The organism is Flavobacterium subsaxonicum WB 4.1-42 = DSM 21790 (genome assembly GCF_000422725.1).
GTDB lineage: Bacteria > Bacteroidota > Bacteroidia > Flavobacteriales > Flavobacteriaceae > Flavobacterium > Flavobacterium subsaxonicum.
Map to the genome: position 1 here is coordinate 26,255 of NZ_AUGP01000004.1, position 26,198 is coordinate 52,452.

Annotated in this window: 28 protein-coding genes; 11 read left to right on the forward strand and 17 right to left on the reverse strand. The window is 41.1% G+C overall.

The genetic code is table 11. The features are described from left to right. Window positions 1-94 precede the first annotated feature (94 nt). Window positions 95-421, forward strand: coding sequence for a DMT family transporter (locus tag G509_RS0101660; protein WP_026989938.1), 327 nt, complete (start codon window positions 95-97; stop codon window positions 419-421). Between the two features lie 88 nt (window positions 422-509). Here the strand turns inward: G509_RS0101660 and G509_RS21270 are convergent, their stop codons facing one another. From G509_RS21270 to G509_RS0101695, 7 genes are all read right to left on the reverse strand, one after another. Then, window positions 510-980, reverse strand: a complete 471-nt coding sequence (locus G509_RS21270) for an endonuclease domain-containing protein (RefSeq protein WP_051199889.1) — start codon at window positions 978-980, stop codon at window positions 510-512. Between the two features lie 3 nt (window positions 981-983). After that, a complete protein-coding gene (locus tag G509_RS0101670) occupies window positions 984-3,470 on the reverse strand; it encodes a DUF5686 family protein (RefSeq protein WP_026989939.1) in 2,487 nt (828 codons plus the stop codon). A 25-nt stretch (window positions 3,471-3,495) separates the two neighbouring features. Beyond that, entirely contained in the window at window positions 3,496-3,789 is a 294-nt protein-coding gene (locus G509_RS0101675) for a type II toxin-antitoxin system RelE/ParE family toxin (protein WP_026989940.1), read from the reverse strand. Continuing rightward, on the reverse strand, window positions 3,789-4,034 hold the full coding sequence (locus tag G509_RS0101680) for a hypothetical protein (RefSeq protein WP_026989941.1): 246 nt from the start codon (window positions 4,032-4,034) through the stop codon (window positions 3,789-3,791). The genes G509_RS0101675 and G509_RS0101680 overlap by 1 nt, the downstream gene beginning before the upstream one ends. A gap of 91 nt (window positions 4,035-4,125) precedes the next feature. Beyond that, entirely contained in the window at window positions 4,126-4,686 is a 561-nt protein-coding gene (gene frr, locus G509_RS0101685; protein ID WP_026989942.1) for a ribosome recycling factor, read from the reverse strand. Window positions 4,687-4,713: 27 nt separating this feature from the next. Continuing rightward, the gene (gene pyrH / locus G509_RS0101690; protein WP_026989943.1) at window positions 4,714-5,421 is read right to left on the reverse strand and encodes a UMP kinase; all 708 of its coding nucleotides are present in this window, start codon (window positions 5,419-5,421) and stop codon (window positions 4,714-4,716) included. 72 nt (window positions 5,422-5,493) lie between these two features. Then, complete coding sequence (locus G509_RS0101695; RefSeq protein ID WP_026989944.1) at window positions 5,494-6,273, reverse strand: patatin-like phospholipase family protein; 780 nt, start codon at window positions 6,271-6,273, stop codon at window positions 5,494-5,496. 98 nt (window positions 6,274-6,371) lie between these two features. On the opposite strand from G509_RS0101695, the gene G509_RS0101700 reads away from it, so the two are divergent. Then, entirely contained in the window at window positions 6,372-6,989 is a 618-nt protein-coding gene (locus G509_RS0101700) for a thioredoxin family protein (RefSeq protein ID WP_026989945.1), read from the forward strand. Window positions 6,990-7,118: 129 nt separating this feature from the next. On the opposite strand, the gene gldD is transcribed toward G509_RS0101700, so the two are convergent. Genes gldD through mutY form a run of 4 tightly spaced genes read right to left on the reverse strand, consistent with a single transcriptional unit; the run spans window position 7,119 to window position 10,523 of the window. Then, window positions 7,119-7,682, reverse strand: a complete 564-nt coding sequence (gldD, locus tag G509_RS0101705) for a gliding motility lipoprotein GldD (RefSeq protein ID WP_026989946.1) — start codon at window positions 7,680-7,682, stop codon at window positions 7,119-7,121. A 2-nt stretch (window positions 7,683-7,684) separates the two neighbouring features. Then, window positions 7,685-8,968: a gliding motility-associated protein GldE gene (locus G509_RS0101710; RefSeq protein ID WP_026989947.1), complete on the reverse strand. Its 1,284-nt coding sequence runs from the start codon at window positions 8,966-8,968 to the stop codon at window positions 7,685-7,687. A 23-nt stretch (window positions 8,969-8,991) separates the two neighbouring features. Then, complete coding sequence (locus G509_RS0101715; protein ID WP_026989948.1) at window positions 8,992-9,441, reverse strand: single-stranded DNA-binding protein; 450 nt, start codon at window positions 9,439-9,441, stop codon at window positions 8,992-8,994. Between the two features lie 41 nt (window positions 9,442-9,482). Then, entirely contained in the window at window positions 9,483-10,523 is a 1,041-nt protein-coding gene (mutY, locus tag G509_RS0101720) for an A/G-specific adenine glycosylase (RefSeq protein ID WP_026989949.1), read from the reverse strand. Window positions 10,524-10,657: 134 nt separating this feature from the next. On the opposite strand from mutY, the gene G509_RS0101725 reads away from it, so the two are divergent. From G509_RS0101725 to G509_RS0101735, 3 genes are all read left to right on the forward strand, one after another. Further along, window positions 10,658-10,954, forward strand: a complete 297-nt coding sequence (locus tag G509_RS0101725) for an HU family DNA-binding protein (protein ID WP_026989950.1) — start codon at window positions 10,658-10,660, stop codon at window positions 10,952-10,954. A gap of 468 nt (window positions 10,955-11,422) precedes the next feature. Then, window positions 11,423-12,976: an Rne/Rng family ribonuclease gene (locus tag G509_RS0101730; protein ID WP_207382716.1), complete on the forward strand. Its 1,554-nt coding sequence runs from the start codon at window positions 11,423-11,425 to the stop codon at window positions 12,974-12,976. A 106-nt stretch (window positions 12,977-13,082) separates the two neighbouring features. Then, window positions 13,083-14,132 carry a DUF6438 domain-containing protein gene (locus G509_RS0101735; protein WP_026989952.1) on the forward strand — a complete coding sequence of 350 codons (1,050 nt, stop codon included), beginning with the start codon at window positions 13,083-13,085 and terminating at the stop codon, window positions 14,130-14,132. A gap of 16 nt (window positions 14,133-14,148) precedes the next feature. Here the strand turns inward: G509_RS0101735 and G509_RS0101740 are convergent, their stop codons facing one another. After that, entirely contained in the window at window positions 14,149-14,625 is a 477-nt protein-coding gene (locus G509_RS0101740) for a hypothetical protein (RefSeq protein ID WP_026989953.1), read from the reverse strand. Between the two features lie 76 nt (window positions 14,626-14,701). Between G509_RS0101740 and G509_RS23805 the strand changes: the two genes are divergently transcribed. Beyond that, window positions 14,702-14,833, forward strand: coding sequence for a hypothetical protein (locus tag G509_RS23805; protein WP_262486793.1), 132 nt, complete (start codon window positions 14,702-14,704; stop codon window positions 14,831-14,833). 671 nt (window positions 14,834-15,504) lie between these two features. Here the strand turns inward: G509_RS23805 and aat are convergent. Next, complete coding sequence (gene aat / locus G509_RS0101760) at window positions 15,505-16,140, reverse strand: leucyl/phenylalanyl-tRNA--protein transferase (RefSeq protein ID WP_026989956.1); 636 nt, start codon at window positions 16,138-16,140, stop codon at window positions 15,505-15,507. A gap of 162 nt (window positions 16,141-16,302) precedes the next feature. Further along, a complete protein-coding gene (gene ahcY, locus G509_RS0101765) occupies window positions 16,303-17,619 on the reverse strand; it encodes an adenosylhomocysteinase (RefSeq protein ID WP_026989957.1) in 1,317 nt (438 codons plus the stop codon). An 83-nt stretch (window positions 17,620-17,702) separates the two neighbouring features. Here ahcY and G509_RS0101770 point away from each other — a divergent pair, with 83 nt between their 5' ends. From G509_RS0101770 to arfB, 4 genes are read left to right on the forward strand one after another with little or no spacing between them, the layout of a single operon-like run. After that, window positions 17,703-18,344, forward strand: a complete 642-nt coding sequence (locus tag G509_RS0101770) for a 4'-phosphopantetheinyl transferase family protein (protein ID WP_026989958.1) — start codon at window positions 17,703-17,705, stop codon at window positions 18,342-18,344. Window positions 18,345-18,353: 9 nt separating this feature from the next. Continuing rightward, entirely contained in the window at window positions 18,354-18,998 is a 645-nt protein-coding gene (gene pnuC, locus G509_RS0101775; protein WP_026989959.1) for a nicotinamide riboside transporter PnuC, read from the forward strand. Next, on the forward strand, window positions 18,959-20,866 hold the full coding sequence (locus tag G509_RS0101780) for a DUF4301 family protein (protein ID WP_026989960.1): 1,908 nt from the start codon (window positions 18,959-18,961) through the stop codon (window positions 20,864-20,866). Before pnuC ends, G509_RS0101780 begins: the two co-directional genes overlap by 40 nt. A gap of 16 nt (window positions 20,867-20,882) precedes the next feature. After that, a complete protein-coding gene (gene arfB, locus G509_RS0101785; RefSeq protein ID WP_026989961.1) occupies window positions 20,883-21,284 on the forward strand; it encodes an alternative ribosome rescue aminoacyl-tRNA hydrolase ArfB in 402 nt (133 codons plus the stop codon). A gap of 345 nt (window positions 21,285-21,629) precedes the next feature. Here the strand turns inward: arfB and G509_RS0101795 are convergent, their stop codons facing one another. Beyond that, the gene (locus tag G509_RS0101795; RefSeq protein WP_026989962.1) at window positions 21,630-22,577 is read right to left on the reverse strand and encodes an NPP1 family protein; all 948 of its coding nucleotides are present in this window, start codon (window positions 22,575-22,577) and stop codon (window positions 21,630-21,632) included. Between the two features lie 438 nt (window positions 22,578-23,015). On the opposite strand from G509_RS0101795, the gene G509_RS0101800 reads away from it, so the two are divergent. Further along, window positions 23,016-25,238 (forward strand): TonB-dependent receptor, encoded by a 2,223-nt coding sequence (locus G509_RS0101800; RefSeq protein ID WP_026989963.1) that lies wholly within the window; start codon window positions 23,016-23,018, stop codon window positions 25,236-25,238. Window positions 25,239-25,285: 47 nt separating this feature from the next. On the opposite strand, the gene G509_RS0101805 is transcribed toward G509_RS0101800, so the two are convergent. Together G509_RS0101805 and G509_RS0101810 are read right to left on the reverse strand one after the other, a co-directional pair. Further along, entirely contained in the window at window positions 25,286-25,762 is a 477-nt protein-coding gene (locus G509_RS0101805; protein ID WP_026989964.1) for an SRPBCC family protein, read from the reverse strand. A gap of 2 nt (window positions 25,763-25,764) precedes the next feature. Continuing rightward, entirely contained in the window at window positions 25,765-26,193 is a 429-nt protein-coding gene (locus G509_RS0101810; RefSeq protein ID WP_026989965.1) for a Rieske (2Fe-2S) protein, read from the reverse strand. Window positions 26,194-26,198: the final 5 nt, after the last annotated feature.

Genomic DNA, 26,198 nt, shown 5'->3' on the forward strand with positions numbered 1-26,198 from the left:
TGCAAATGTAGTAAAAAGCACAAAAAAGTAGGGCTACCAACTACACAAATTTGTAACTGGCCTTTAAATATTATCTTTGCAAAAACAAATAACCATGAACTGGATACTGCTTATTATTGCCGGATTGTTTGAAGTTGGCTTTGCCTCCTGCCTTGGTAAGGCTAAAGAAACAACCGGCATGGTTTCTAACTACTGGATGGGTGGCTTTTTTGCCTGCCTTACCATAAGTATGGTGCTGCTTTACAAAGCTACCCAAACCCTGCCTATTGGCACTGCCTATGCGGTATGGACGGGCGTTGGCGCCGTGGGTACCGTGTTAGTGGGTATTGTGGTTTTTAAAGAACCGTCAGACTTTTGGCGACTGTTTTTTCTTGCTACCCTTATTGCCAGTATTATAGGGCTAAAGGTGGTAACGCATTAATAAGATGTTGTTTAAGATTGCAATTTGTTTGCGTAAGATATTCCGTTCCACGCTCCCCTCTCCTTTGGAGAGGGGTTGGGGGTGAGGCCTATATAGATGAAGAATCCTTATAGGATAATCGCTCTGCTAAAACAGTTTTGATTTTAGAGCAAACCGCTGTTATATCTTTTGTAACTTCTTCGTTAGTAAATCGGACTATTTTAAACAAATATTTCTGTTCCAACGCTAAAGTCCTGGCTTCATCTAATTCTATTTGGTCTTTAGTATTATGGTAGCCACCATCTATTTCTATGATCAATCGCTTTTCAAGGCAAACAAAGTCGGCAATATAGATGCCAATAGCATGTTGCCTCCTGAACTTTAATCCGAGATTTTTATTACGCAAAGCATTCCAAACCAAAGCTTCGCTTTTAGTAGGCTCTTTACGGTTGTTTTTAGAGTGCTGAATTAACTCTTTTGCCAATAACTTATCTGCGGTTTGATAATGAGGCGCGGCTTCGGTTTTCTTTTCTTCGGGAGATGAATTGTTGGATGAGCCTGTACGTGATATATCCTGCATATCCTAAAACAAATTAAGCACATACGATATTTTAACAGATAAATTCCGGTCGAAATGGGGTAGCTGGTACGGCCCGTAGCGGTAAAATGCCGTTAACCCCAGGCCTTTATAAATTTCGTTGAATTCGATGCCGCTTTCGTAATAGCCGTCTTCGAGTGTTTTATAGTTAAGGCCTATATGATGGTCTTTATTATCCATACCGCCAATGGCAAAACGGGTAACCAGCATAGGCGATAATTTAATACCTCTAAAAACGGTAAAACGGTTAATGCCATGTTTTACCTGCAGCATCATGTAGCGGCTGGAAAAGAACTCATTAAAATACATGGTTTCAAAACTGTTCTTGCCGGCAAAAGTAATACGGGCAAGTATGCCGTTACGGTCCAGGTTGTTGGGCGATGTACTGTACAGATGAGTAAGGGGCGTATCGCCAATGGCAAGGCCGGTTTGCACCAAAGCCGTGGTTTTTTGCCCATTGAGGTATTTTTTTTCAAACTCTGCCCTAAAGTCTAACTTGCCGAAATTAAAATCGCCGCCCAAAAGTCCCGATACTGCCTGCGAGTACTGGAACGCGAATTTAGGGAAGCGTTTTTCGACCTCAATCCGTCCGGACGGGGTTTGCATATAATCGCTAAACGGGTTCCACTGCAAGGCTACCGATGCCATAGTAAGGTTGAAAACCGAATAGGGGTGACTACCCGATGGGTCGTACACGTATTCAAATTTAGGGTCTATGCGGCTGCGGGTAATTTGCCACATGCTCTCGGTTTTGGGTATTATCTTGGTCTCTACATAACCATTCCAGGCCTGGTAATTGTAAAAGGTAGAAATGTTGATAGGGCGGGGGTCGTAAATTTTAAACACCCGCTTATCAGTAGCAAAAGAGGTACTGCCAATCTCTCTGATATCATCGGTATACGAACCGCCTACCCATGAGTTAGAAAATTTACCCAAGCGTACTGCGCCGCCGAGGCTGTATTTAAATTCGCCATCTTTAGTGCCGTACGCCCCATAAGTGCTTATACGGAAGGTTTCTGCCAGCTTATCGTTAGTTACAAAGCCTACTCCAACCCTAAAGCCCTCGTAGTTGTTGTATTTTACAATCTGGCGCAGGTCAAGGTCAATAGGGCCAATGGGCACATATCCGTTAATAATGCGCCTGCCCAGTAAAAGGCGCTGCTCCCAGTTTTCTTTGGCCACAATACTATCTAAAGCCATGTAGGTGGTAAGACTACGGGAATCAAGCGTATCAGTGCGGAATTGGTTCCAGTAACTCTCCGGGCGGTTTATGGCCTCATCTTTTATTTCGATGGCTACCGATGTACGCCTTATGGTAACAGGAATGTTGAATTTCTTTTCAAAATTTTGCGATTCAGAATACAGGTACACAAAGTCTGACGGGTCTTTTTCGCGGTTGTTGCCCTGGCTTTCTACTGCATCAAATTTTATGGTTTCGCCTAAAATTTTAATATCCTGCTTGTTGTTGCCTTTTACAATTTTAAGCGTTTTATGGTCGGGAAACCAAAGCCCCATATCTTCCTCGTACGTAAAAAAATGGGTAGAGGTAATATCCAGAACATTCTTAACCCTGAACACAGCTTTAGAAACGCCGTAGGTAGTAGTGTCTATGTACAAAATACCATTCAGCTTTTTCTTCATCCGGTTTTTGGAGCTAAAATATATCATGTACGAATCCCGGTTGTTAACGCTAACGGTATCCAGTATTTTGTAATTGTATTCGGTTAAGGCATCATCGGCCATTGGGCCGGCATACTTAGTTTCCAGCAGGTCTATCTTATCGGTATACACCGAATACGATTGCAGTTTTAGGCCTATAAACTCATAAAGTGGCTGCTTAAAACCCGCCATGCGCGTAGCAAGCACCTCTTCTTTAAGGCCTTGGTCGCGGTTAAATTTATATTCAGATACTTTTTCGGTTTGGTATAAGTGCCTTTTGTCAATCAGTTTTTTAAACTTAAAGCGGCTGGAATCTATCTTGGCCAGTCGTTTACCAATTTCTTCATACACAAAAACCGAATCAAGTTTACTGCTTATGGAATCGGGGTTGGCAGTAACAACAAGCCTGTCGTACGTCTTGTAGCTAAAGCTGGCCAGTTTTTGCTGCGGATTGGTAATGGGCTTACGGCGTATGGCCCTGCCCATAATTTCTTTAGCGGGGTTATTATCGTTTATAACAAGCTCTTTTAAAACCTCAGAGTGCGCAGCAAGCTTTATGGTATAAAACCGCCTTTCGGGTGTTATAGTCACGCTTTGGGGAGTATAACTGGTATACGTAGCCGTTATTGTGGCCGATGGCTGCTCCAGTACCAGTTTGCCATCAACATCGGTAATGTAATTTTTACCCTGCGATATTATGGTTGCAAAAGGCAGGCCGGTATTGTTTTCGGCATCTTTAACGGTAACCGTAATAGCGGTTTGCGCCCCAACGGAGATAGAAAGCAATAAAAATAAAAACGTAAGGATTTTCATAAGTTTCTTCAAACCTGGGAGTTATTTATTTTTTTGAAGAATCCTGATAGCAATTAATAACGGTTGCTATTTTAATTGTCCTGTCATCTGCAGTGTATAAAACTTTATAATTTCTAATTATCACCCGTCGGTATTTATTATAAATTTCGTCAATTTGGAATTGTTCGGGAAATACTATCTGTTTAGGTGCAGAAAAAATTTCACTTCTGATTTTTAAGGAAGTCTCTTCTGAGTTTCGCTCAAGCAAATTGTAGTAAATTGACCTTAAATCCGCAATTGCTTCGTCAGACCATTTTATAAGAAGTTTTTCTAAAGGCATTACCAGGATTTCATGTCGTTAAAAAGTTCGTCGTCAGTCATGTACCGGCCTTCTTCTATGTCTTTCAGTCCTTTATCTGCTTTTGCTTTATATTCATTAATGTTTAAAGGTTCGCCAACAGCATTGTAAGCAACAATTTCATTTTCCATTTCTGCCTTAAGAGCAAGTACTTTTTCTACTTTAGCCTGATCTCTTAAATGCATTATCCAGTCCAGTATTTCCAGTTTTGTTACAGCTATATCCATGGCGCAAATTTATTGATATGTAAAGATAACGACTTTTCTTTGAATTTATGATAGCAAAAAAAAGTCTGCCATGTGGCAGACTCTTCTTAACTTATACTTTCATGATCTCTGCTTCCTTAAGGGCAAGCAGTTCGTCTATCTTTCTAATGTAAGCATTGGTAAGTTCCTGTACCTCTTCTTCGGCGCCTTTGCAAACGTCTTCAGAAAGTCCGTCTTTCTCCAGCTTCTTAATATCGGTATTGGCATCCTTACGGGCACTGCGCACACCAATTTTAGCATCTTCGGCCTCTACTTTTGCCTGTTTGGCAAGGTCGCGCCTTCTTTCTTCGGTTAATGCAGGCACGCTGATTATAATGTTATCGCCATTGTTCATTGGGTTAAACCCAAGGTTAGCAATCATAATAGCTTTTTCTATAGGGTGCAGCATGTTTTTTTCCCAGGGGGTAACAGTAATAGTACGTGCGTCGGGCACGTTAATGTTAGCCACCTGGCTTATTGGGGTTTGCGACCCGTAGTAATCTACCTTAACACCACCCAGCATAGCAGGGCTTGCCTTACCGGCACGAATGTTTAAAAATTCTTTTTCTAAGTGGGTTAAAGAACCTTCCATCGATTCTTTTGTGCTATCTAAAATAAATTCAATCTCTTCCATAGTTTTTAATTCTTACGGTATAAAAAATTAAACGTTTACAGTAGTTCCAACCAATTCGCCTTCGCAAACCTTAACAAGGTTGCCCGGTTTGTTCATATCAAAAACAATAATTGGCAATGCATTTTCCTGGCTAAGGGTAAATGCAGTAGTATCCATTACATTAAGGCCTTTTTTAAGCACATCCTCAAAAGTAAGGGTATCATATTTAGTGGCAGTAAGGTCTTTCTCCGGGTCGGCAGTATAAATACCATCAACGCGGGTACCTTTAAGTATTACATCGGCTTCTACCTCTACGCCCCTAAGTACAGCAGCGGTATCTGTAGTAAAATACGGGTTACCGGTACCGGCTCCAAATATTACAATACGGCCTTTTTCAAGGTGGCGCACGGCTTTTCTTTTAATATAAGGCTCTGCAATAGCTTTAATTTCTAAAGCAGTTTGCAGGCGTGTTTGCATACCGGCATCTTCCAGGGCGCCCTGTAAAGCCATACCGTTAATAACGGTGGCCAGCATGCCCATGTAATCTCCCTGAACCCTATCCATACCGTTACTGGCCCCGGCTAACCCCCTAAAGATGTTTCCGCCGCCAATAACAATAGCTATTTGTACGCCTTTATCGTGTATTTGTTTAATTTCCTGGGCATATTCGGCAAGCCTTTGTGGGTCAATACCATACTGCCTTTCGCCCATAAGAGCTTCTCCGCTTAGCTTTAACAGGATTCTATTGTATTTCATAGGGTTATTTTTGTGGTGCAAATATAGTAATAATTGTTTTTGCTAAAAGCACAATTTTATACCTGTGCATAACTAAACTATTAAGTCCTGGTACGACTTTTTAGCCGACTCATATCCAATCTGGAAAATCTCGTCCATCTTGGCCTTATTGGTCTCAAAAGTACTAAACAGTGCCAGCTCATCGGGGCTTATAACCCAATCGCACAGTGTAAACTTCTGCATGTTGCTGTTGGCCGAAAGCAAATCGTAAGCACGGGTGGTAACTGACTTGATAGAAGTAAGGTCTTCTTTATCAATTTTTTGTATGGGGCTAACATACACGCCAATAAGCGTATCGCAGCGACCCTGTAAAATATCGGTAGGAAAGTGGTTAATGATACCGCCATCGCTATACAGGCGGCCGTCTATCTCGTAAGGCGAGATAATACCCGGAAATGCCGACGAGGCCAGTACGGCATCGGCAACTTTGGTCTCCGACCCAAATATTTTTAGCTTGCCCGATACTAAGTCGGTTGCGGTAAGGTGCATTTTATAGGGTAGGTCGCCCAGTGTGGCTTCTTTAAAAATACCGTCGAAATAGTCTTTAAAGGCTACCGAATCGATAAAACCGGGCTTACGGAAGGTAAAATGCCGCCAGTGGAAAAAGTAAATGGACTTAAAAAATTCCAGTATTTCTTCGGGTTGCTTGCCCCAGGCGTAAAGTGCTGACACAATGGCGCCTGAACTGGTTCCGGCAATGTGAGAAGGGCGGATGCCTATCTCATCAAAAAATTTTAAAACGCCCGCGTGGGCTATGCCTTTGGTGCCGCCCCCCGAGAGGATGATGCCAATGGTGTTTCCGTCAAATTTCATTAGGATGTGATTTCCTGACTAAATTACAGTTTTTTATTGAATGGCCTTTTTTTTGATGTACTAAAAATAGAAGTATTTTTGCATTAAATTTTGCAGTTATGATAACAGATGAATCGTTAATTGAAAAAAGCCTTAAAAACGGCTTTTCTTATACCGAGTATAGAAACCATGTAATGCAATTGCTTATGGATGGGCTCTCTACAGGTGCCACCCAAAGCGAAGACCTTACACATTATACCACCCTTAACGAGGTGCGTATGAACCGCCTTGACAAAACCATTAAGCTGCCTGAGGATATTAAAAACCGCCTTGCCAACCTTAAAAAGGAGCATACGCTTTTAGTAATATCTGAAGGATGGTGTGGCGATGCTGCCCAGATATTGCCTATTATAAATAAAATGGCCGAGGCGAGCGATAAACTTAGCATAGAGATTGTTTTGCGCGATGAGAACGCCGAACTCATGGATGCTTACCTAACTAACGGTGCGCGCTCTATACCTAAAATGGTATTGTTGGATGATGCTTTAAATGCCCGCGCAAGCTGGGGCCCAAGGCCACAGGGTGGTGCGCAGCTTATAAGGGATTATAAAGAACAATTTGGTGTAATAGACCAACAGGTTAAAACCGATTTGCAAAAATGGTACCTGCAGGATAAAGGCCACAGCACTATGGAAGAAATAACGCTGCTGCTTGAAAACGCAGAAAACATAGAGTAATTTCAAATTTCAAACATATTTTTGCCACGAATTACACTAATTTCCACAAATTAATTTTTTGAAATTAGTGTAATTCGTGAAATTCGTGGCAAACTGGAATCGTAATTTGAAATTCGTAATTCAAAAAAACTATTTCCACTTCAGGGTTTCCATAATATTTTGCATGTCTTCTTTTATGTAGGCAGCTGCCGGCATAACCGAATCGAAATTGGGTTTGGCATAAAAGTACATAGAGGCCGTTAAAAAGTGGCGGGTACTATCGGTTACATAAAATTGGGCATTGGTAGCAGCATCGCCACCCACCTGAGAGAACATGCCGTAAACCTTTTTGTCGCGGTTAAGGTACGGCTGGGTTTCTATAGCATCGGCCTTTATGGTGTGCTTGTAAGTTAGCTCCTCCGCATCGCGTAAAAGCGACTCTAAATTATTGTTTACCGGTTTGTAAGTAAGGTAAATGGTAGCCTTCATTTTAGGGTACTCTATAGTAAAGCTGCAGTTGCCTTTATCTTTAACCGTAGCCAGTGAGTTGTAACCAAAAGTGTAAGGGCAATTGGCCTCGAAAGGTTTGTAGGTACCCATTGGATATTCCAGGTTTAAGTAAGCCTGCGGCTTAGGCACGGCATCATCTTTACAGGCTGTAAACAATATGCCTGTTAACCCTAAAAGCCCTAACCCCATTATTTTATTGATCATTTTCATGCAAGCGTAACCTTAATTTGTTTTATCCTTCTCCTATCAACAGATTCGACGGTAAAGATATTGCCATTAAAGGTAATTTTTTGCGCTTTTTTAGGAAAATTGCCGGTTATCTCCAACAGAAAGCCTGCCAGGGTTTCGGCTTCACCTTTGGCAGCCTCAAAAACATCCTCAGTAACATCGGTAATACGGTAAAAATCCTTCAGGCTTATCTTACCATCAAAAAGGTAATTGCGGTCGTCCAGCTTCGAATAAATAATATCTTCATCATCAAACTCATCGCTAATATCGCCCACAATTTCTTCCAGTATATCTTCTAACGATATAATGCCCGATGTACCGCCGTATTCGTCTACCACTATGGCAAGATGGTTTTTCATTTCCTGAAATTCTTTAAGCAGGTTGTCCAGCTTTTTATTTTCGGGTACAAAAAATGGTTCACGTAAAATAGACTGCCATTCAAAATTATCGTTGTCTATGTGGGGTATCAGGTCTTTTATAAACAAAACGCCTTCTATTTTGTCAATGTTATCGCGGTATACGGGTATGCGCGAAAAGCCGGTATCTACAATTTTGGGCATTATTTTGCTAAAAGGCTCCTCTATGTCCAATGCAAAAATGTCGATACGCGGACTCATAACCTGCCGTGCATCGGTATTGCCAAAGCTTACAATGCCTTGTAGTATTTTTTGCTCTTCGGCAGTGGCGTCGCCATAATCGGTTAGCTCCAGCGCCTGTGATAAACGGTCTATGGAAAATTCTGATTTTTGGTTGCCAAATTTTTTATGCAGCCATAACGATACCTCGCGCATGGGCACACTAAGCGGCGACAGTAATTTGTTAAGCACAAACAGCGGCCACGCAATTTTTTTAGCAAAGCGGCGGCTGTTTCGGCCGGCGTATACTTTGGGCAGCACTTCGCCAAACAGTAAGATAAGCAGGGTAATAATGGCAACTTCTACCCCAAAGCGCAGGCTAAGGAAGGGTATGGCCGAAAACGCATTCATACGGAAAAACAGTATGATGATGCCTATGTTTATAAAGGTGTTGGTAATAACAATAGTGGCTAAAAGCTTTTTAGGCTTTTCGAGCAGGGTGGCTATAAGGCTGCCTTTTTTGTTGTCTTTGCTATTTATTTTATCGAGGTCGTCTTTATTGAGGCTAAAAAGTGCCACCTCTGTACCCGATATAAAAGCAGAACAAAAAAGCAGCACAACAATGGCTGTAAAACCTATTACAAGGTTATAATCTATAGAAAATATGCTCGTGGGGCCGGGGTCCAAAATAGGGGGTGTTAGTTAAACAATCAAAACGGCAGGTCGTCTTCCGGGGCCGGCACGCTTGGTACATCATACGCCGGTGTTTTGGCAGGCTCGCTACCCGCAGCCACCGGCTGCCTGTTATTATTGTCGAGTTCTTTCTTAGTTGTTAGAAAGGTAAACTCTGTAACCTGAATTTCGGTAGTGTATTTAGTGGTGCCATCTTCGCCCTGCCACTGGCGCGATTTTATGCGGCCTTCTATATAAATCTTGTCTCCTTTGCTAAGGTATTTCTCACAAATTTCGGCAGCTTTATTGCGCACAACAAGGTTATGCCACTCTGTAGATGTTATCTTTTCGTTGGTTTGCTTGTTAATGTAAATTTCGTTAGTAGCCAACGGAAACCGGCCAATGCAATTGCCACCCTCAAAATAGTGGATCTTTACTTCGTCGCCCAGATGCCCAATAAGCATCACTTTGTTTAACGTACCGTTCATTGCTTTGTTTTAGTGTTAACCAAATGTAATAAAATTAATCATCAATCCCAATTGTTCTCTATAAAATTATGAATGACGATAGGAAACGGATATGTTTTTACCTGCTCAATATCAATAGATTCGGGCAATTCGGCGTCAGAAGTTACTTCCCAAAATCTAATGTGCAGTTTTTGGTGCGAGAGCTTGTGTATAATAACGTTTGGGTGCAGTAATTGTATGCCTTTTGGCGTAAATCCGAGCGGGGCAAAGGCTTTTATTAAGGCAATGGTCTCTTCTGTAGAGGTTAAACTTTCGGTCTCCAAAAGCGGAAATTCATACAATCCAAACCATATACCCTTATCGCCACGGCGGTTAATAATGGTGTTGCTGTTAGGGTCTTTTACTATTAAGTAATTAAAAAATTTATTGGTAACCTTTGTTTTCTTAAGTTTAACGGGCAGCTGGCTGACCTTTCCGGTTAAAAAAGCCACGCAATCGCGGTTAAAAATGCAAATACTACAGTCAGGATTTTTAGGTACGCACTGCAAAGCGCCAAACTCCATCATGGCCTGGTTAAAGGCAGATGCCTGTTTATGCGGCATAAGCGACGCTGCAAGGGCTGTAAACTCTTTTTTAGCTCCAGATGAAGATATATCAGTCTCTACGCCAAAAACGCGAGAGAGCACCCTGTAAACGTTTCCGTCTACCACGGGCACGGCTTCGCCATAACTAATAGAGGCAATGGCGGCAGCGGTATAATCGCCCACGCCTTTAAGCTGTAGCAGTCCGGAATACGAGTCGGGAAAATTTCCACCCATATCAAACGCCACCTGTTTTGCTGTGGCGTGCAGGTTGCGGGCGCGGCTGTAATAGCCAAGGCCCTGCCACAGTTTTAGCACCTGCTCTTCGGGTGCGGCGGCCATATCGTGCACCGTTGGAAAAGCATCTATAAACTTTAAAAAGTACGGCAAACCCTGTGCTACACGCGTTTGCTGCAACATAATTTCCGACAGCCATACGGGGTAGGGCTGCGGTGTTTTGCGCCACGGCAAATCGCGTTTATTATGTAAATACCAATTTATTAAAGACTTAGAAAACTCCATGATTATTGTAGGGTTTGCAAAAGTAAAAGTTTATGTTATTAAATTTTAATGCATTAACCTTGAATTATTGTTTTTTTAATTCTTATATTTGCGCACTCAAAAAAAATACACACAATAATAAATTTAGAAAGAAAATGACGAAAGCAGACATCGTAGCGAAAATTTCGGAGAAACTTGGACTAGAAAAAGGAGATGTACAAGCAACAGTTGAGTCTTTTATGGAAGAAGTAAAGACATCACTTGAAACCGGAGATAACGTATACCTAAGAGGTTTCGGAAGTTTTATCATTAAAACACGTGCTGAAAAAACTGGAAGAAATATTTCCAAAAATACCACTATTAAAATACCTGCACACAACATTCCGGCATTTAAGCCAGCAAAAATATTTGTTGACGGTGTTAAAACCAACACCGAAGTAAAAGCAAACTAATTAATTATTAACCACCAAACCCTTTACATGTTATGCCAAGTGGTAAAAAAAGAAAGAGACATAAGGTAGCTACTCACAAACGTAAAAAGAGAGCGAGAGCTAACCGTCACAAAAAGAAAAAGTAGTGCAAACTACTTTTTTCTTTTTTTAGGAAAAAAGTTTAAAAAGACTGAAAGACAAAAGATAATAAATTAACAGACTGTTTGTAAAGTTTCAGGTTTATTATCTTTTATCTAAAAGTCTAAAAATTAAGTTCATTGAAAGAAAGATTGCAGATTTTAGATCTTAGATTTCAGGTTGGCACTGCCTCCTGAAAACTGAGCCTGCCAACTGCTCTCTCCGGGTACAACAATACCTGTAAATTATTGTTTAATCCATCTGCTAAACGGTTGATGGTTGACAGTTGATAGTTGTTGGAAGCTTCCAACAACCAATAACCAGCAACCGATAACCAAATTGCGGATAAAAATGTACAGTGTGAACAAAGAATTAATTATTCGATCTGGTTCTGAAGCCGTAGATTTTGCCTTATTAAAAGATGGAAAACTAATTGAATTACACAAAGAAAAGGAAGACAAGAACCAGTTTGCGGTAGGCGATATTTTTATTGCCAAAATTCGTAAACCCGTGGCAGGCTTAAATGCTGCTTTTGTAAATGTAGGCTTTGAAAAAGATGCCTTTTTACATTACCACGACCTGGGCCCCAACCTCCCTTCGATGATGAAATTCATTAAACTTGTAAGCGCAGGTAAATTAAAAGACTACACCCTTAAAAACTTTCCTTTTGATAAAGAAATAGATAAAGACGGAGCCATTGCCGATGCGCTTAGCTCTAACCAGTCTATTCTTGTTCAGGTAGTTAAAGAGCCCATTAGTACCAAAGGCCCAAGAATAAGCTCAGAGCTTTCTTTAGCCGGCCGTTATGTGGTGCTGGTGCCTTTTTCTGACAGGATCTCTATTTCTCAAAAAATAGAATCTAAAGAAGAAAAAGACCGCCTTAAACGCCTTGTACAATCTATAAGGCCTAAAGGTTTTGGCGTTATCGTGAGAACGGTGGCCGAAGGGAAAAAAGTAGCAGAGCTGGATAAAGACCTTCAGAATTTGCTGGACAAATGGACAGCAATGTGCAAGAGAATACCCAGTGCCCACCACCCAAGCAAAGTGCTGGGCGAAGTAAACAAGGTATCATCTATCCTTCGAGATGTGTTTAATGACACATTTACCGGGATTTATGTAGATGACGAAGACCTTTTTTACGCAACCAAGGACTATCTGCAGGAGATAGCTCCCCAAAAAGCGAATATCGTGAAACACTACCAAAGTAAGGAACTGCCTTTATTTGAAAAATACAACATAGAAAGGCAAATTAAAACCTCCTTTGGCAAAACGGTTTCTATGAGCAAAGGCGCCTATTTAATTATAGAGCACACAGAGGCACTGCACGTTATAGACGTTAACAGTGGCAACCGCTCTAATAAAGCCCTTAGCCAGGAAGATACCGCCCTTGAAGTAAACCTTATAGCTGCCGCAGAGATTGCGCGCCAGCTGCGATTAAGGGATATGGGAGGGATTATTGTTGTGGATTTTATAGACATGTCTAACCCCGACAATAGAAAAAAGCTCTTTGACTTTTTACGAGAAGAAATGAGCGACGATAAAGCAAAACACAAGATCCTGCCTCCGAGTAAGTTTGGCTTAGTCCAGATTACGCGGCAACGGGTAAGGCCAGAGGTTAATATTAAAACCAGGGAAGAAGATCCAAACAACGAAAATGCCGAGATCGAGGCCCCAATTTTAGTTATTGACCGCATAACTGCCGACCTTGAACGATTAAAAGGCCACAAAAAAGTAGTGCTTAATGCACACCCTTTTGTAGCCGCATACCTTACCAAAGGTTTCCCATCCATACGCACTAAATGGTATTTAGAGCACAAAAAATGGATTAAAGTTATACCACGTGACGCTTACACGTATTTAGAATACCACTTTTTTGATAGCAAAGGAAACGCTATCGCAGAATAACACTAAACCGCCCCTGCTGATGTAAGGGCGGTTTTTTTGTTTACGGCAATTTGTAATAAATTTCGGTAGAATTTAGTTATACTTGTAATTAGATAATTGTCATACTATGCGATACATACTATTGTTGATTAGTGCTTTATTATTTTTTTCGTGTGAAGATGTAGAAAAACAGCATCAGTATAAAAATCAAATACCGAAATTTAAACTTCACGAAAAAATGCTTACTGTAGTAGATAGCATTAATAGTAATACCGAGGTGTTGCACTATATCATACAATTAGATACTAATTTTAGAAAGTTTAAATTGCCCCTAATCGATAAAATAGGTAATCCGGGAAGTAAATTAGAGGATAGATTTTTGAAGAGAGCAGTAGCTAAGTATAGGATTGATAAAAACTATTTTAAAGCTGATTTTGATAATAATGGGTACACTGATATTTTGATAATAGGAAGTTGGGAAGGATGGCCTGCATCTGTTGAGAAAGGATGGTTGCCGTATTCTTATGTGTTTATGAATTTTGGAGATCAGCCAGCTAAATCCTTTGAGTTTGAAGGAAGATCAGGTGTGTTGCCGGTTATAGAGCATAATAAAAGCGGAAGTTTTATTGAGATGCATGCTGCAATAACTGATGCAGAGAGGATGGAACTGCGAGATTCTGTTACTTGTTTAAAATGGGTTTCTTTAGGTTTTTCAGAAGTTACTGCACAAGCAGAGCATTATGACATTGAGAAAATACAATTTACAAAAGGGCCGTGTTTTGGTAGTTGCCCTATTTTTGAAATTACTTTGAATAAGGATGGCTCGAGCGTTCTACTTGCGGATCATTTTAATACTAATGGTGTTAGTGTAATACCAGAAAAATGTGCCTTTGGGAGTAAAATTGAAAAGCAGGACTTAACAAAAATCATGAATTTTCTTAATTACATTGATTTTCCATCGCTAAATGATTTGTATTTCGTGTCTTATACCGATGCGCCAACTGCTACGCTTGTTATAACTTATAATAACGGTAAGGTTAAAGAAATTGAGGACTATGGTTGTAGGGGAAATTATGCGTTGAAAAGTCTTTATGTTGCCTTGTCAGAACTTAGATTTAATCAAAAATGGATTGAGGTTGAAGAACCACAAGGTGTGAGGTTAAATACTCTTTATTAGTATTGTTTAAATATTTTTACCTACTAATAACCCAAACACCATCCCTGCTGGCAAAACCATAATTAATACCCTTTTCGGCATTGCTAATGCGCTGTGTTTTATTGTCGGGTTTGGCATCGGGTTTAAACCAGTGTTTCCAGACGGGGAATAAAGCCTCATATCTGGCCTTAGCCTTATCAAAAGTATAGGTTTTACCGTTGGCATCTTTAGTAACCACAAAGTCGGCTACAAAGCTGCCATCGTAGTCGTGTTGTGCTTTAATCTCGGCTTCGGGCATGCCCTCGGGTGTAAATACAATGCGAAGGTAACCGTGGTCGAACTCCTTGGTTTTGTAATGCACATATTTGCCCTTAAGCTGCATTGCCAGACTGTCGGCTACGGCGCGGGCCTCATCGGCACTCTTTAAACTTTTAAGCGAAGCTAAAAAATCAACATTTTGTGCAATTAGTATGCCGCTAAAAAATAAGGTGGTAAGAAGTAAAAGTTGTTTCATAACGCTGTGTAGTTTAAGTAAACCACATAAAGTTATAAAATAGGGCTTTGGGTTATGTAAAGCAAATCATAAAATTTTGGAGGCGGGATTTAGCCACGAATTTACGAACCTTTACCTGTCGACACTTGCTTTGCAAACGCGCCTTACTTTTTTCGACTCTAAAAAAGAAACAGGCCTAAGCCCGGTAGAATACCGCAAACAGTTTTAAATTAAAGTTTACAGTTCTTTATAATGGTGAGAACCGTCCTAATGATCAGGGCAGTTTTTTATTTTAGCACATCTTCACATTGTACATAAGGTAGTAAAACATTATAAAAGGCAAAATGGGCATGAGTAACAGGAACGGTATGCAATGTTCAAAATTTGTTGGCCTATTTACAAGAAGTAGTATAAGTACTGCCAAATTTATAAGCACCACAAGTATAAACCACACTATATAATAATACAATATAAAGCTTCGTTGCCCAATAATTAGTACCAATAGCCATGGTAATATAAATAGCACTGCCTCTGTAATTAAGAGTATAGTGATTTTTTGGGTAGGTTTTTTTGCTAACACACTCTGCCAGAGATTAAAAAAATAAATATGGCAAAAGGTAAGATAGGCATCAATAATAAAACGGGTATGTAGCGTAAAAAATTCTTAGGTTTATTTACAATCAATATTATAATCAGTGCGAGGTTTATAGCTATTGATAATGCGATCCACGCAATATAATAATAATACAAAGCATCATCTGATTCTATATGCTTCTGAATTAATAATGGCGCTATAAACAGTACCACCTCGGCAATAAGGGTAAGCAAAGCTTTTTGGGTAAGGGTTTTTGGCATTGTGTTGTAGCTTGTTATAAGCAACTAATGTACTGCTTAAAGTAATTAACTCGTAAGTATCTCTAAAAAATCTTCCCTAAAAATTTCTCGGGCACCAAGGCTTTCCAGGTGGCTGTTGTGTACCTGGCAGTCGAGCAGGCGGTAATTTTCTTCTTCCAGTTTTTTGGCAAGGGCAATAAAAGCCACTTTACTGGCATTGGGCACTTTAGAAAACATGCTTTCGCCGCAAAAAATATGGCCCAGGTCTATACCATACAGTCCGCCCACAAGCTGGCCGTCCATCCATACCTCGACTGATTTTGCATGCCCCAGTTCGTGCAGTTTGCAGTAAGCACGGGTCATATCGTTAGTAATCCAGGTGCCTGGCTGGCCTTCGCGCTTAATATCGCGGCAGTTGGCAATAACATCGGCAAAAGCCGTATTAAACGTAACGGTAAACATGTTGCGGTTTAAAATGTTGCGCATGCTTTTAGAAACCTTAAGCTCTGTAAACAGCAATACCATACGCTCCGGCGGACTCCACCATAGTATGGGTTCATCATCTTCAAACCACGGAAAAATACCACTCCTGTACGCCAGCATTAATCGCTCTGGCGATAAATCGCCCCCAATGGCCACAATACCTTCGGGCGAAGCATGGCGTAGGGGAGGGAAATAAAGTTCGCGCGATAAAAAATACATAAAGTGCTTTTTTGTTTTAATAGTAAACGTATGCAGGCATAACAAAATTATAGGTCTTTTCTCAAAAAAACAAAACCCCCACGATAAATCATGAGGGTTTGCATATAATTTTCAAATTCAAAATCTCAAAAAATCTAAAATCTGATATCTAAAATCTCAATATTAGTAACGGTAGTACTCTGGTTTATACGGACCTTCTACAGCAACGCCAATGTAAGCAGCCTGCTCGTTGTTAAGTGTTTCAAGTTCTACACCCAGCTTAGCAAGGTGAAGTGATGCTACTTTCTCGTCAAGGTGCTTAGGCAGCATGTAAACTTCGTTATTGTAGTTTGCGCTGTTAGCCCAAAGCTCTAATTGTGCAAGTGTTTGGTTAGTAAACGAGTTACTCATAACAAAACTTGGGTGGCCGGTAGCGCAACCAAGGTTAACAAGGCGGCCTTCGGCAAGAATTAAAATGTCTTTACCGGCAATAGTATATTTATCAACCTGAGGTTTGATTTCTATTTTAGAGGCACCGTGATTTTTATTTAACCATGCCATATCAATCTCGTTATCAAAGTGGCCAATGTTGCAAACAACAGTTTTGTCTTTCATTTGCTCAAAGTGGCGGCCTACAACAATATCTTTATTACCTGTAGTAGTAATAATAATATCGGCGTTAGCAATAACGGTATCCAGTTTTTTAACTTCAAAACCGTCCATTGCAGCCTGCAGGGCACAAATTGGGTCAATTTCGGTAACCGTAACAATAGATCCAGCACCTCTAAAAGAAGCAGCAGTACCTTTACCCACATCGCCATATCCGCAAACAATAACACGTTTACCGGCAAGCATCAGGTCGGTAGCACGGCGAACCGCATCTACAGCACTTTCTTTACAGCCGTATTTGTTATCAAATTTAGATTTGGTAACACTATCGTTAACGTTAATTGCAGGAACAAGCAGGGTTCCGTTTTTCATCCTTTCGTAAAGGCGGTGTACGCCAGTAGTAGTTTCTTCGCTCAAACCTTTAATATCGGCAACAAGCTCCGGGAAACGGTCAAACACCATGTTGGTTAAATCGCCACCATCATCCAGTATCATGTTAAGCGGTTTGCGGTCTTCGCCAAAAAACAATGTTTGTTCAATACACCAGTCAAAAGACTCCTCGTCAAGGCCTTTCCATGCATAAACCTGTATACCGGCAGCAGCAATAGCAGCAGCAGCGTGGTCTTGCGTAGAAAATATATTACAAGAGCTCCATGTAACCTCTGCGCCAAGGGCAACAAGGGTTTCTATAAGCACAGCAGTTTGTATGGTCATGTGCAGGCAGCCTGCAATACGCGCGCCTTTAAGCGGTTGTTGTGCACCATACTCAGCGCGTAGTGCCATAAGTCCGGGCATTTCGGCTTCGGCAAGTTCAATTTCTTTACGTCCCCATTCCGCAAGCGAAATATCTTTAACTTTATAGGCCACAAAAGGCAGCGTTGTAGTACTCATGAATATTGTATATTTGTATTAGCGAAAAATTTCTGCAAATTTAATGAATTGGTTTTTAATCAAAGCCCTTTTAACCGTAATAAATGCCTTTATATAAATCTGTTAAAATAAATAACGACACCCAATTGCTGGTATGGAAAAATACCGAAAGCATGGAAGAGCTGTCTGAGGCTGTGCGCCTTAAGGATGTGTGCGTGCTTAAAATGAGCAAAATGAAATCTGAGTCGCACCGCAAAGCCTTTTTGGGGGTTAGGATGCTTATGCAGCTGGTAGGGTATTCTGATTTTGACCTGTTTTACGATGCCGATGGCAAACCGCACCTTAAAGATGGCAAGCACATATCGATAACGCATTCGTATACCTTTTCGGCTATAATTATTAGCAACCAGGAAATTGGCATTGATATGGAAATGCAGCGCGAAAAGGTTATTACCATTGCCGATAAGTTTATTGAGCCGGAATTTGCCTATTTAGACCCTACCCACCTGGCCGATTATACCAAGATGCTTATTGTGGTATGGGGGGTTAAAGAGGCGGTTTATAAAATGATATCGCGCAGCGGGCTTAGCTTTAAGCAAAACATAGAGGTGTACCCGTTTAAGGCAGCCGATGCCACTGGAATGGCTGCCGTTAAGTTTGAGGAAATAGATGCGCAATATCCTTTTTATTTTGAAGAAATAGAAGATTTTATACTGGTGTACTGCCTTGGTAACAAGAATTTTTAACAAGACCTGATGCACGATATTTACGATTTTTTGAGCAATACATTGTTTAGCCAGTACAGCACGTACACGCTTACCCAAAAAATACTCGAATTTACTGCTGTTATATTGGGTATTACAAGTGTTATTTACTCTAAAAAGAACAATATACTGCTATATCCTACCGGGCTGGCAAGCACAATTATTTACATTTACCTGCTGTTAGACTGGCAACTTTATGGCGATTTACTTATTAATATGTACTATTTTTATATGAGTATTTATGGGTGGATTTTGTGGGGAAGGCATCGAAATGTTAAGGAATTCTTAAAAATAACAACTATTTCGCATTTAGATTACAAAATATGCATTATAATCTTTGTTGTTTCTATTATATTTGTGTCGTGTATTTACATGTACTTTAATATGTTTACTATTTGGTGGGCATACGTAGATACGGTAATGACCGGTCTTCTTTTTGTGGGCACGTGGCTACTGGCAAAACGGAAACTGGAAAACTGGCTTTTTTTAATAGCCGGAGACATAATAGCCATACCGCTTTTTTACCTTAAGGGCTATACGCTTACAAGTATTTTAAACTTATTTTTAACTGTAATTGCCATTTATGGCTACTTAGCATGGAAGACAACTTTACACGACAAAAAACTGCAACAATAAATATAACTATTTATGCAGAGTTTGATAGCAAAACCACTGCGGCATTGCTTAATCAGCAGCCTTTTGCCGAAGAAAAAAATAACCGCCGCCTTAATTTTAAAGCTAAAGACATTGGTTTGGTAAATACTCCAAAACAGTCTGACATGGCTATTGTTATTGCGCCCGAAGAAAACAGGGATGCCAACAACCTGGCAGAAATGCTTCGCCTAAACAGCAACCCACGCCTGCGCATTACCGAAGGTTATGATGATGTTTATGAGAAAGTATCTTATATAGTATCTGAACTTGAAAAAGCGTTTGAACTGGGCCTTTCTATTACCGATTTTGTGCAGATTTACAAGCGCAACATTACCTTAGAAAAAATTGGCAGCCAGGTAAACATCTTTAAAAACGGTATTGATAAAATTAACTTGGAGCGCCCTGCTGTTATTAGCGATGGCGTTTTTATGCTTGATAAAGAAACGGCACAACAATGTGCGGCGTATTTTGATAGCAAAAAAGATTTGTATAAGCTTAAAAAGTTTGTACCCGCATCTGGCGCAGCCACAAGGATGTTTAAATTCCTGCATGACTTTATTGCCGATTACAATCCGAAAAAAGAAACTATTAACGGTTACATAAACAGAAAAAAAGACAACTCGCTGGAGGTGTTTTTATTAGGTTTAGAAAAGTTTCCTTTCTATAAAGAAATTGCGGCTGAGGCCGAAAAGCATGTGGTGTACCCGGAGGCGGATGACGAGAATGTTCGCGAAGATGCCCGTAACTACAGCTTTATAAAAACCATGATTAGCGAGGATCTTTTTGATTACGCTAATAAGCCAAAAGGTATATTGCCGTTTCATTGCTATGGCAATCTTACTGCTACGCCGGTTTACGAACATTTAAGAGAGAGTGTGGCTTATGCGGGTTCGCAGGGGCAAACGCATGTGCATTTTACTATATCCGAAAATCACCTGAACGGTTTCCTGGATTCTATAAACGAAGTTAGGGCCAGGGTAGAAGAAGAGTCGGGTATAAAGATCAGTTTTAACTTTACTTATCAGCATAAAGAAACCGACACTCTTGCGGTAGATATGGCCAATAACCCTTTTAGGGACGAAAAAGGCAACCTGCTTTTTAGGCCCGGAGGCCACGGTGCGCTTATAGAAAACCTTAACCGCCTGGATGCCGATATTGTGTTTGTTAAAAACATAGATAACGTTAGGCATACCAAGATGGATACCATTTCGCTTTACAAAAAGGCACTGGGTGGCATGTTGGTAAAGCTTCAGCAAACTATATTTGATTACTTAGAGCGTATAGAAAAAAGGGAATTAAGCGAAGAGGAGTTAGACGAAATTGTAGAGTTTGCGTCTAAAAAACTTTCGCTGGATATATCTCCCGATTTTGATAAATTTACCCTTGAGAACAAGTTTTTGTACCTTACGGAGTGCCTGGACAGGCCAATTCGCATTTGCGGAATGGTTAAGAACGAAGGCGAGCCCGGTGGTGGCCCGTTTTGGGTAAAAGGCAAAAGGGGCAGGGTATCGTTACAAATTGTAGAAAGCTCTCAAATAGACCTTGATAATAAAATACAGAACCATATATTCTCTCAGTCTACCCATTTTAACCCGGTAGATTTAGTGTGTGGCCTTAAAGACTATAAGGGCAAAAAGTTTAACCTAACACAATATGTAGACCCTAATACGGGCTTTATTGTATACAAGAACAGGATGGGTAAAGACGTAAAATCGTACGAGCTTCCCGGTTTATGGAATGGTGCTATGGCCGGTTGGATAACCGTGTTTGTAGAGGTGCCGCTTAAAACCTTTAACCCGGTTAAAACGGTAAACGACCTGCTTAAGGCGGCGCACCAAAAACCGGTATAATATTTTAATTTAAATTGTGGATACACAAAAGATAGTTACAGAGCTTGGTTATAAAGCGGTTAGGAGTAGTGGTGCAGGTGGCCAGAATGTAAATAAGGTATCCAGCAAAGTGGTGCTTAGTTTTAATGTGGCGCAGTCGCAATATCTTTCAGAAGAAGAAAAAGCACTTATAGAAACACGCCTTGCCAGCCGCCTTACCGATGATAAGGTGCTTATTTTGCAGTGCGACGAAGACCGTAGCCAGATACGAAACAAAGATATTGTTACCAAACGGTTCTTTCAGGTTATAGAGGCTGCCTTAAAGGTAGATAAACCCAGAAAGCCTACACGCATACCACGATCGGTAATTAAAAAGCGTATAGAAGGCAAACGCCGCCAGGCCGATAAAAAGCAATCGCGCAAAAGGCCGGATTTTTAAGAGAAGACCACCAGATAATAGATCTTAGATAATAGACAAAACCCTGCTTAACGGCAGGGTTTGGTGTTTAGACATATTACTAATTGTTTATGGCAGAAAGACCTACAAGGTTTTAGAAACCTTGCAGGAAGTATACACGGCTTAGCAACCTGCAAGGTCTTAAAGACCTTGTAGGTTTAAAAACCTCATTAAACCACAGTAACTTATCGCGTAGCGATTTAATTTCGGTAGGCAATAAAATCTGCATGAACCTATTTTCCCGTAGGGAATTAATACCTCATAAAAAAATTGGCTGCCCCGGCAGGACAGCCAATTCTAAAAAAGTATGAAAGATGGTTTAAGCGCTTAGTTAATTGTGCCAATTATGGTTCCAACCGCAAAGTCAGATCCGCTGCAGCCGTTAGTGCCAAGGGCATCGCTGCCGTTACAGGCTGCAAAATTCCAGTACTGGCGGTCGCGGTGTAATGGGCCTTTACCTGTAGTACCCCATCCGCCATTAAAGTTAAACTCTGATTTATCACAGCTCATTTGCACAAGGTTGTTCCATGTGCTGGCTTCGTCGCTGGCATCGGCCGGGTTGCGGTAATCGCCAAAATACGTACAGGCATAGCCAATAAAGCTAATGGTGTTACTGTTGTTATACATGCCGTGGGCATATTTACCCACATAAGCCACAAGCCTTGTACCGGCAGCTACATTGCGCCAGTCTTTAGTGTACCAGCCACCATGCTGATAGTACGTTACCGTAACAATTCTCATTGTCGATTTTTTAAACTGTATTACAACGTGTTCCCAGTCGTAATCATGGCCACCCTGCCCAACAGAGCAAGGCTCCTGTTTTTTATAGGTAAACCAGTAGTCTATAAATACTTTATCAGTATCGGTAGGGTGCTGCTGCACATCATAGTACGTAGGAAAGTTAAGGCTTTGAGGCGCAGTGCTGTTAGTAAGCTGTAAGGTGCCGTTGCACACAATGCTTGCAGGGTTAGAGCTCGCCCATATATCTTCTACCGATGTTGGATAATCCGGCGCGGCGCGGTCAAACTTTACAAGCGGGGCAAAAGTTGCAGCCCAGCCCGATGCCTGAGATGACGTGATTTTGGTAGCACTCTCGGTACAATTGCAACCTAAAAACGGGTTGGTATTGGTAACGGCAAGCCTCCCGGTAAGTGCGTTAATAAGGGTGTCGGTAGTGGTAGCGTTGGTTTCGGCGGCTTCATCTACAGATGGTGCCGAACACGAAAACAGTGTAATGCTGAAAACGGCCAGCATAGTAAGCATAGTATTTTTCATTGAATGTAATTTGTTAATAATTAGAATGTAAAAAACTGACTTTGGTTTGTTGTAATGTTTGGATCGCGACCGTTGCAAAGAACATCATTACACGTTAACTGGCTATTTACTACATGTTTTTAAATTATTATTACTAAGTTAAGTGGCTGGTAATTAATTTAATTGTTGAATTAAAAGGCTATTTCTAACTATCAAAAAATCTTCTCAATACTTATTACTGTTGTCTCAATACTTTTTTTACTACATTTGCCCCGTCTCAAAGGGGTGCCCTAAACAATCGGGCTGAGATCATACCCAAAGAACCTGGGCGGGTAATGCCGCCAAGGGAATTAAAGGCTAAACAAGCGGAGTGCACGCCGTAAACTTTTGCCAAAAACAAATAGTAATTTAACATCAAAGGAATAATTGCCCCTTTTATTTGTAAATCAATTTTTACGAATGAAAATTTTATTCAATTCTTACCAAGTTGCAAAGTTGCAGAGATGCAAAGTTGCAAAGTCTCACAAATTATTTTTTTCGCTATCGCTATCCCTGTTTGGTGTTGCCGCTTTTGCACAGCAGCCCGTAGTGCAGGATACCACAAAGCTCGACGAGGTTTTGGTGCAGGCGGTACGTGTAAACAGCAAAACACCTGTAACCTTTAGCAACATTAGTAAAGAAGAACTGGCTCCCCGCAACCTGGGGCAGGACATACCAGTGCTGCTTAACTATCTGCCATCGGTAGTAACCACTACAGATGCCGGTAACGGTATTGGCTACACGTCTATGCGTGTGCGTGGGTCAGACGCCTCGCGTATTAACGTTACGCTAAATGGTATTCCGTATAACGACTCAGAGTCGCACGGTACATTTTGGGTTAACATGGGCGATTTTGCCTCATCGGTAGAAAACATCCAGTTGCAGCGTGGGGTAGGTACCTCTACCAACGGTGCAGGGGCTTTCGGCGCAAGCCTAAACTTACTTACCGATGCTTTTCAGAACAAATCGAGTGCAGAAATAGCCAACTCTGTAGGTAGTTACAACTCGAGGAAACATACGGTAAAATTCAGTACCGGCTTAATGAACAACCATTTCGAAATTGCTGGCAGGTTGTCTAATATCGAGTCAGATGGGTATATAGACAGGGCAGCATCCAGCCTTAAGTCATACTTTTTGCAGGGTACTTATGTGGGTAACACCACCTTGATTAAAGCATTGGTTTTTGGCGGAAAAGAAAAAACATACCAGTCGTGGAATGGCCTTGAAGACCCTGAAAAACTGAGAAACGACCGTACTTACAATACATCGGGCCAATATGAAGATGAGAACGGCATAACCCGTTTTTACGATAATGAAACCGATAATTACCAGCAGGATCACTACCAGTTGCATTGGAATGAGAAACTGTCGGAAAACTGGAACACCAACCTTGCCGTGCACTACACTATAGGTAAGGGCTATTATGAAAATTACAGGGATGATGCCGACTTTGCCGATTATGGCCTTGCCCCGGTTACCGTTAGCGGAGAAGAAATTACCGCTGCCGACCTTGTAACCCGCAAATGGCTGGATAACGATTTTTATGGCACTACATTTTCTACCAACTATAAAAAAGATGCTGTAAATGTAACCGTTGGTGGTGCCTGGAACAGGTACGAAGGCGGCCATTACGGACAGGTAATATGGTCGCAATATTCGGGCAACACCCGCCCCGGCGACCGTTATTATAACGATGATGCCAAAAAAACCGACTTTAACGTGTTTGGTAAAATAAACTACCAGGTAACCAACAGCCTTAGCATTTATGGCGATATGCAATACCGCAGGGTTAACTACAGTGCCGATGGTGTGCTTGTAGACCCGGTAGACGATACTTTTGATTTTTACAACCCCAAAGCAGGTTTAACCTTTACGGTAAACGATAAAAACAATATTTACTTTTCTTATGCGCGTGCCAACCGCGAGCCTCGCCGCGACGATTACGAGAACGGCAGTGCCAAACCCGAAACCCTTAACGATTTCGAGCTGGGCTGGAGGTTTAAACAAGGCAGGAATACCGTTAACCTAAACGGTTACTACATGCGCTATAAAGACCAGCTGGTGCTAACAGGTGCACTTAACGATGTGGGCTCGCCAATATATACCAATAGTGGCGACAGCTACAGGCTTGGCGCCGAATTAGATGCTACCATTTTTGTTACAGATAAAGTAATACTACGCCCTAACATTGCGGTAAGCACCAACAAAAACATCGATTTTTACTTTCAGAGAGATGGCGTGCTGCAAAACCTGGGTAACACCAATATAGCATTTTCGCCCAACTTTGTGGCGGGTAACGCTATAACGGTAATTCCGGTAAAGGGGTTGCAGGCAAGTTTGCTGTCTAAATTGGTAGGAGACCAGTACATGGGCAACATAGACAGCGAAGGCTCTAAACTGGAGAGCTATTTTGTAAACGATATTAATGTAAGCTATGAGTTTACTACCAATACGTTTATAAAATCAGTACTAATATCGGGCCTTGTAAATAACATACTGGATTATAAATATGAGTCTAACGGGTATTTTTATACTTATGATGACGATTATTCTAACCCCGGAAGTGTGCAAACCATAGAAGGTGCGGGCTATTACCCACAGGCAGGCATTAATTTTTTGCTGGGTGCCACACTTAAGTTTTAAATAGTTAGTTTTTTTGAGTTTTATACCCTGATTTATCCTGCTGTAATTTACAGCAGGATTTTTTTATACTTATCCGGATCTTCGGCAAAAGCCTTAACAATGCGGTTTCTTTCGGCCAGTAATTTATACATATAGCGGCTCAGGAAGAGGCTATCGGCCAGGCGGCCCAACATCCCGAAAGGGCTGGTGTAATCAAAAATGTCAGTCATAACCGCCTGTCCGTTTTCTTCGGTAAAAATGTGCTCGTGCCTAAAGTTTTTAAAAGCCCCCTGCACCATTTCATCGGCAAAAAAATACGGTCGGTTAAACGTGGTAATTTTAGAGCTTAGCCTTTGTGTTATGCCCAGGTGCCTGGCCTGCCAGGTAACGCTATCGTTAAGGTCCATCAGGCCTTCGGTCTTGCCGGCTACGGCCCGCTCGTTAGTATGCGTTGTAGATATTTTATGCAGGTCTACACTGCGCGACAAATCGAACACAACAGCTATGGGCGCATTAATAACAGTTTGTAGTTTTAGTCGAGGCATAGTTAATTAGATACCCTTATATAGGTGCTGCTTATTATCTCCACTTTATAAGGTTTAAGGGTATACTCTACATCGGCATTAGCCTGGCCGGTAAAAAGGCTGTACTCAACTTCGTCACAAGGGCAAATGGCGTTAATACCGTCTATTTGCAGTACAGAGCAATTGGTTAAATTCTGGTTAGGGCAGCTTGCCTCATAGGCACTGTAGCCACTGCCGGTATTCATAACTATAATGCCATTGATGCCAATGCCGGCATCGGTAATGCGCACAGGGTTGCCGGTAAACTGTAAATTACTGTACAGTGGTAACGACATATCTATATCTTTAGAAAAATTGTAGTTAGGCAGGTATTTGTTATTATTACGGAAATCGTCGCTGCTGCAGGCAAAAAATAAAGGCAGTAAAAAAAGGAAGAAAATATATTTTCTCATTGGGT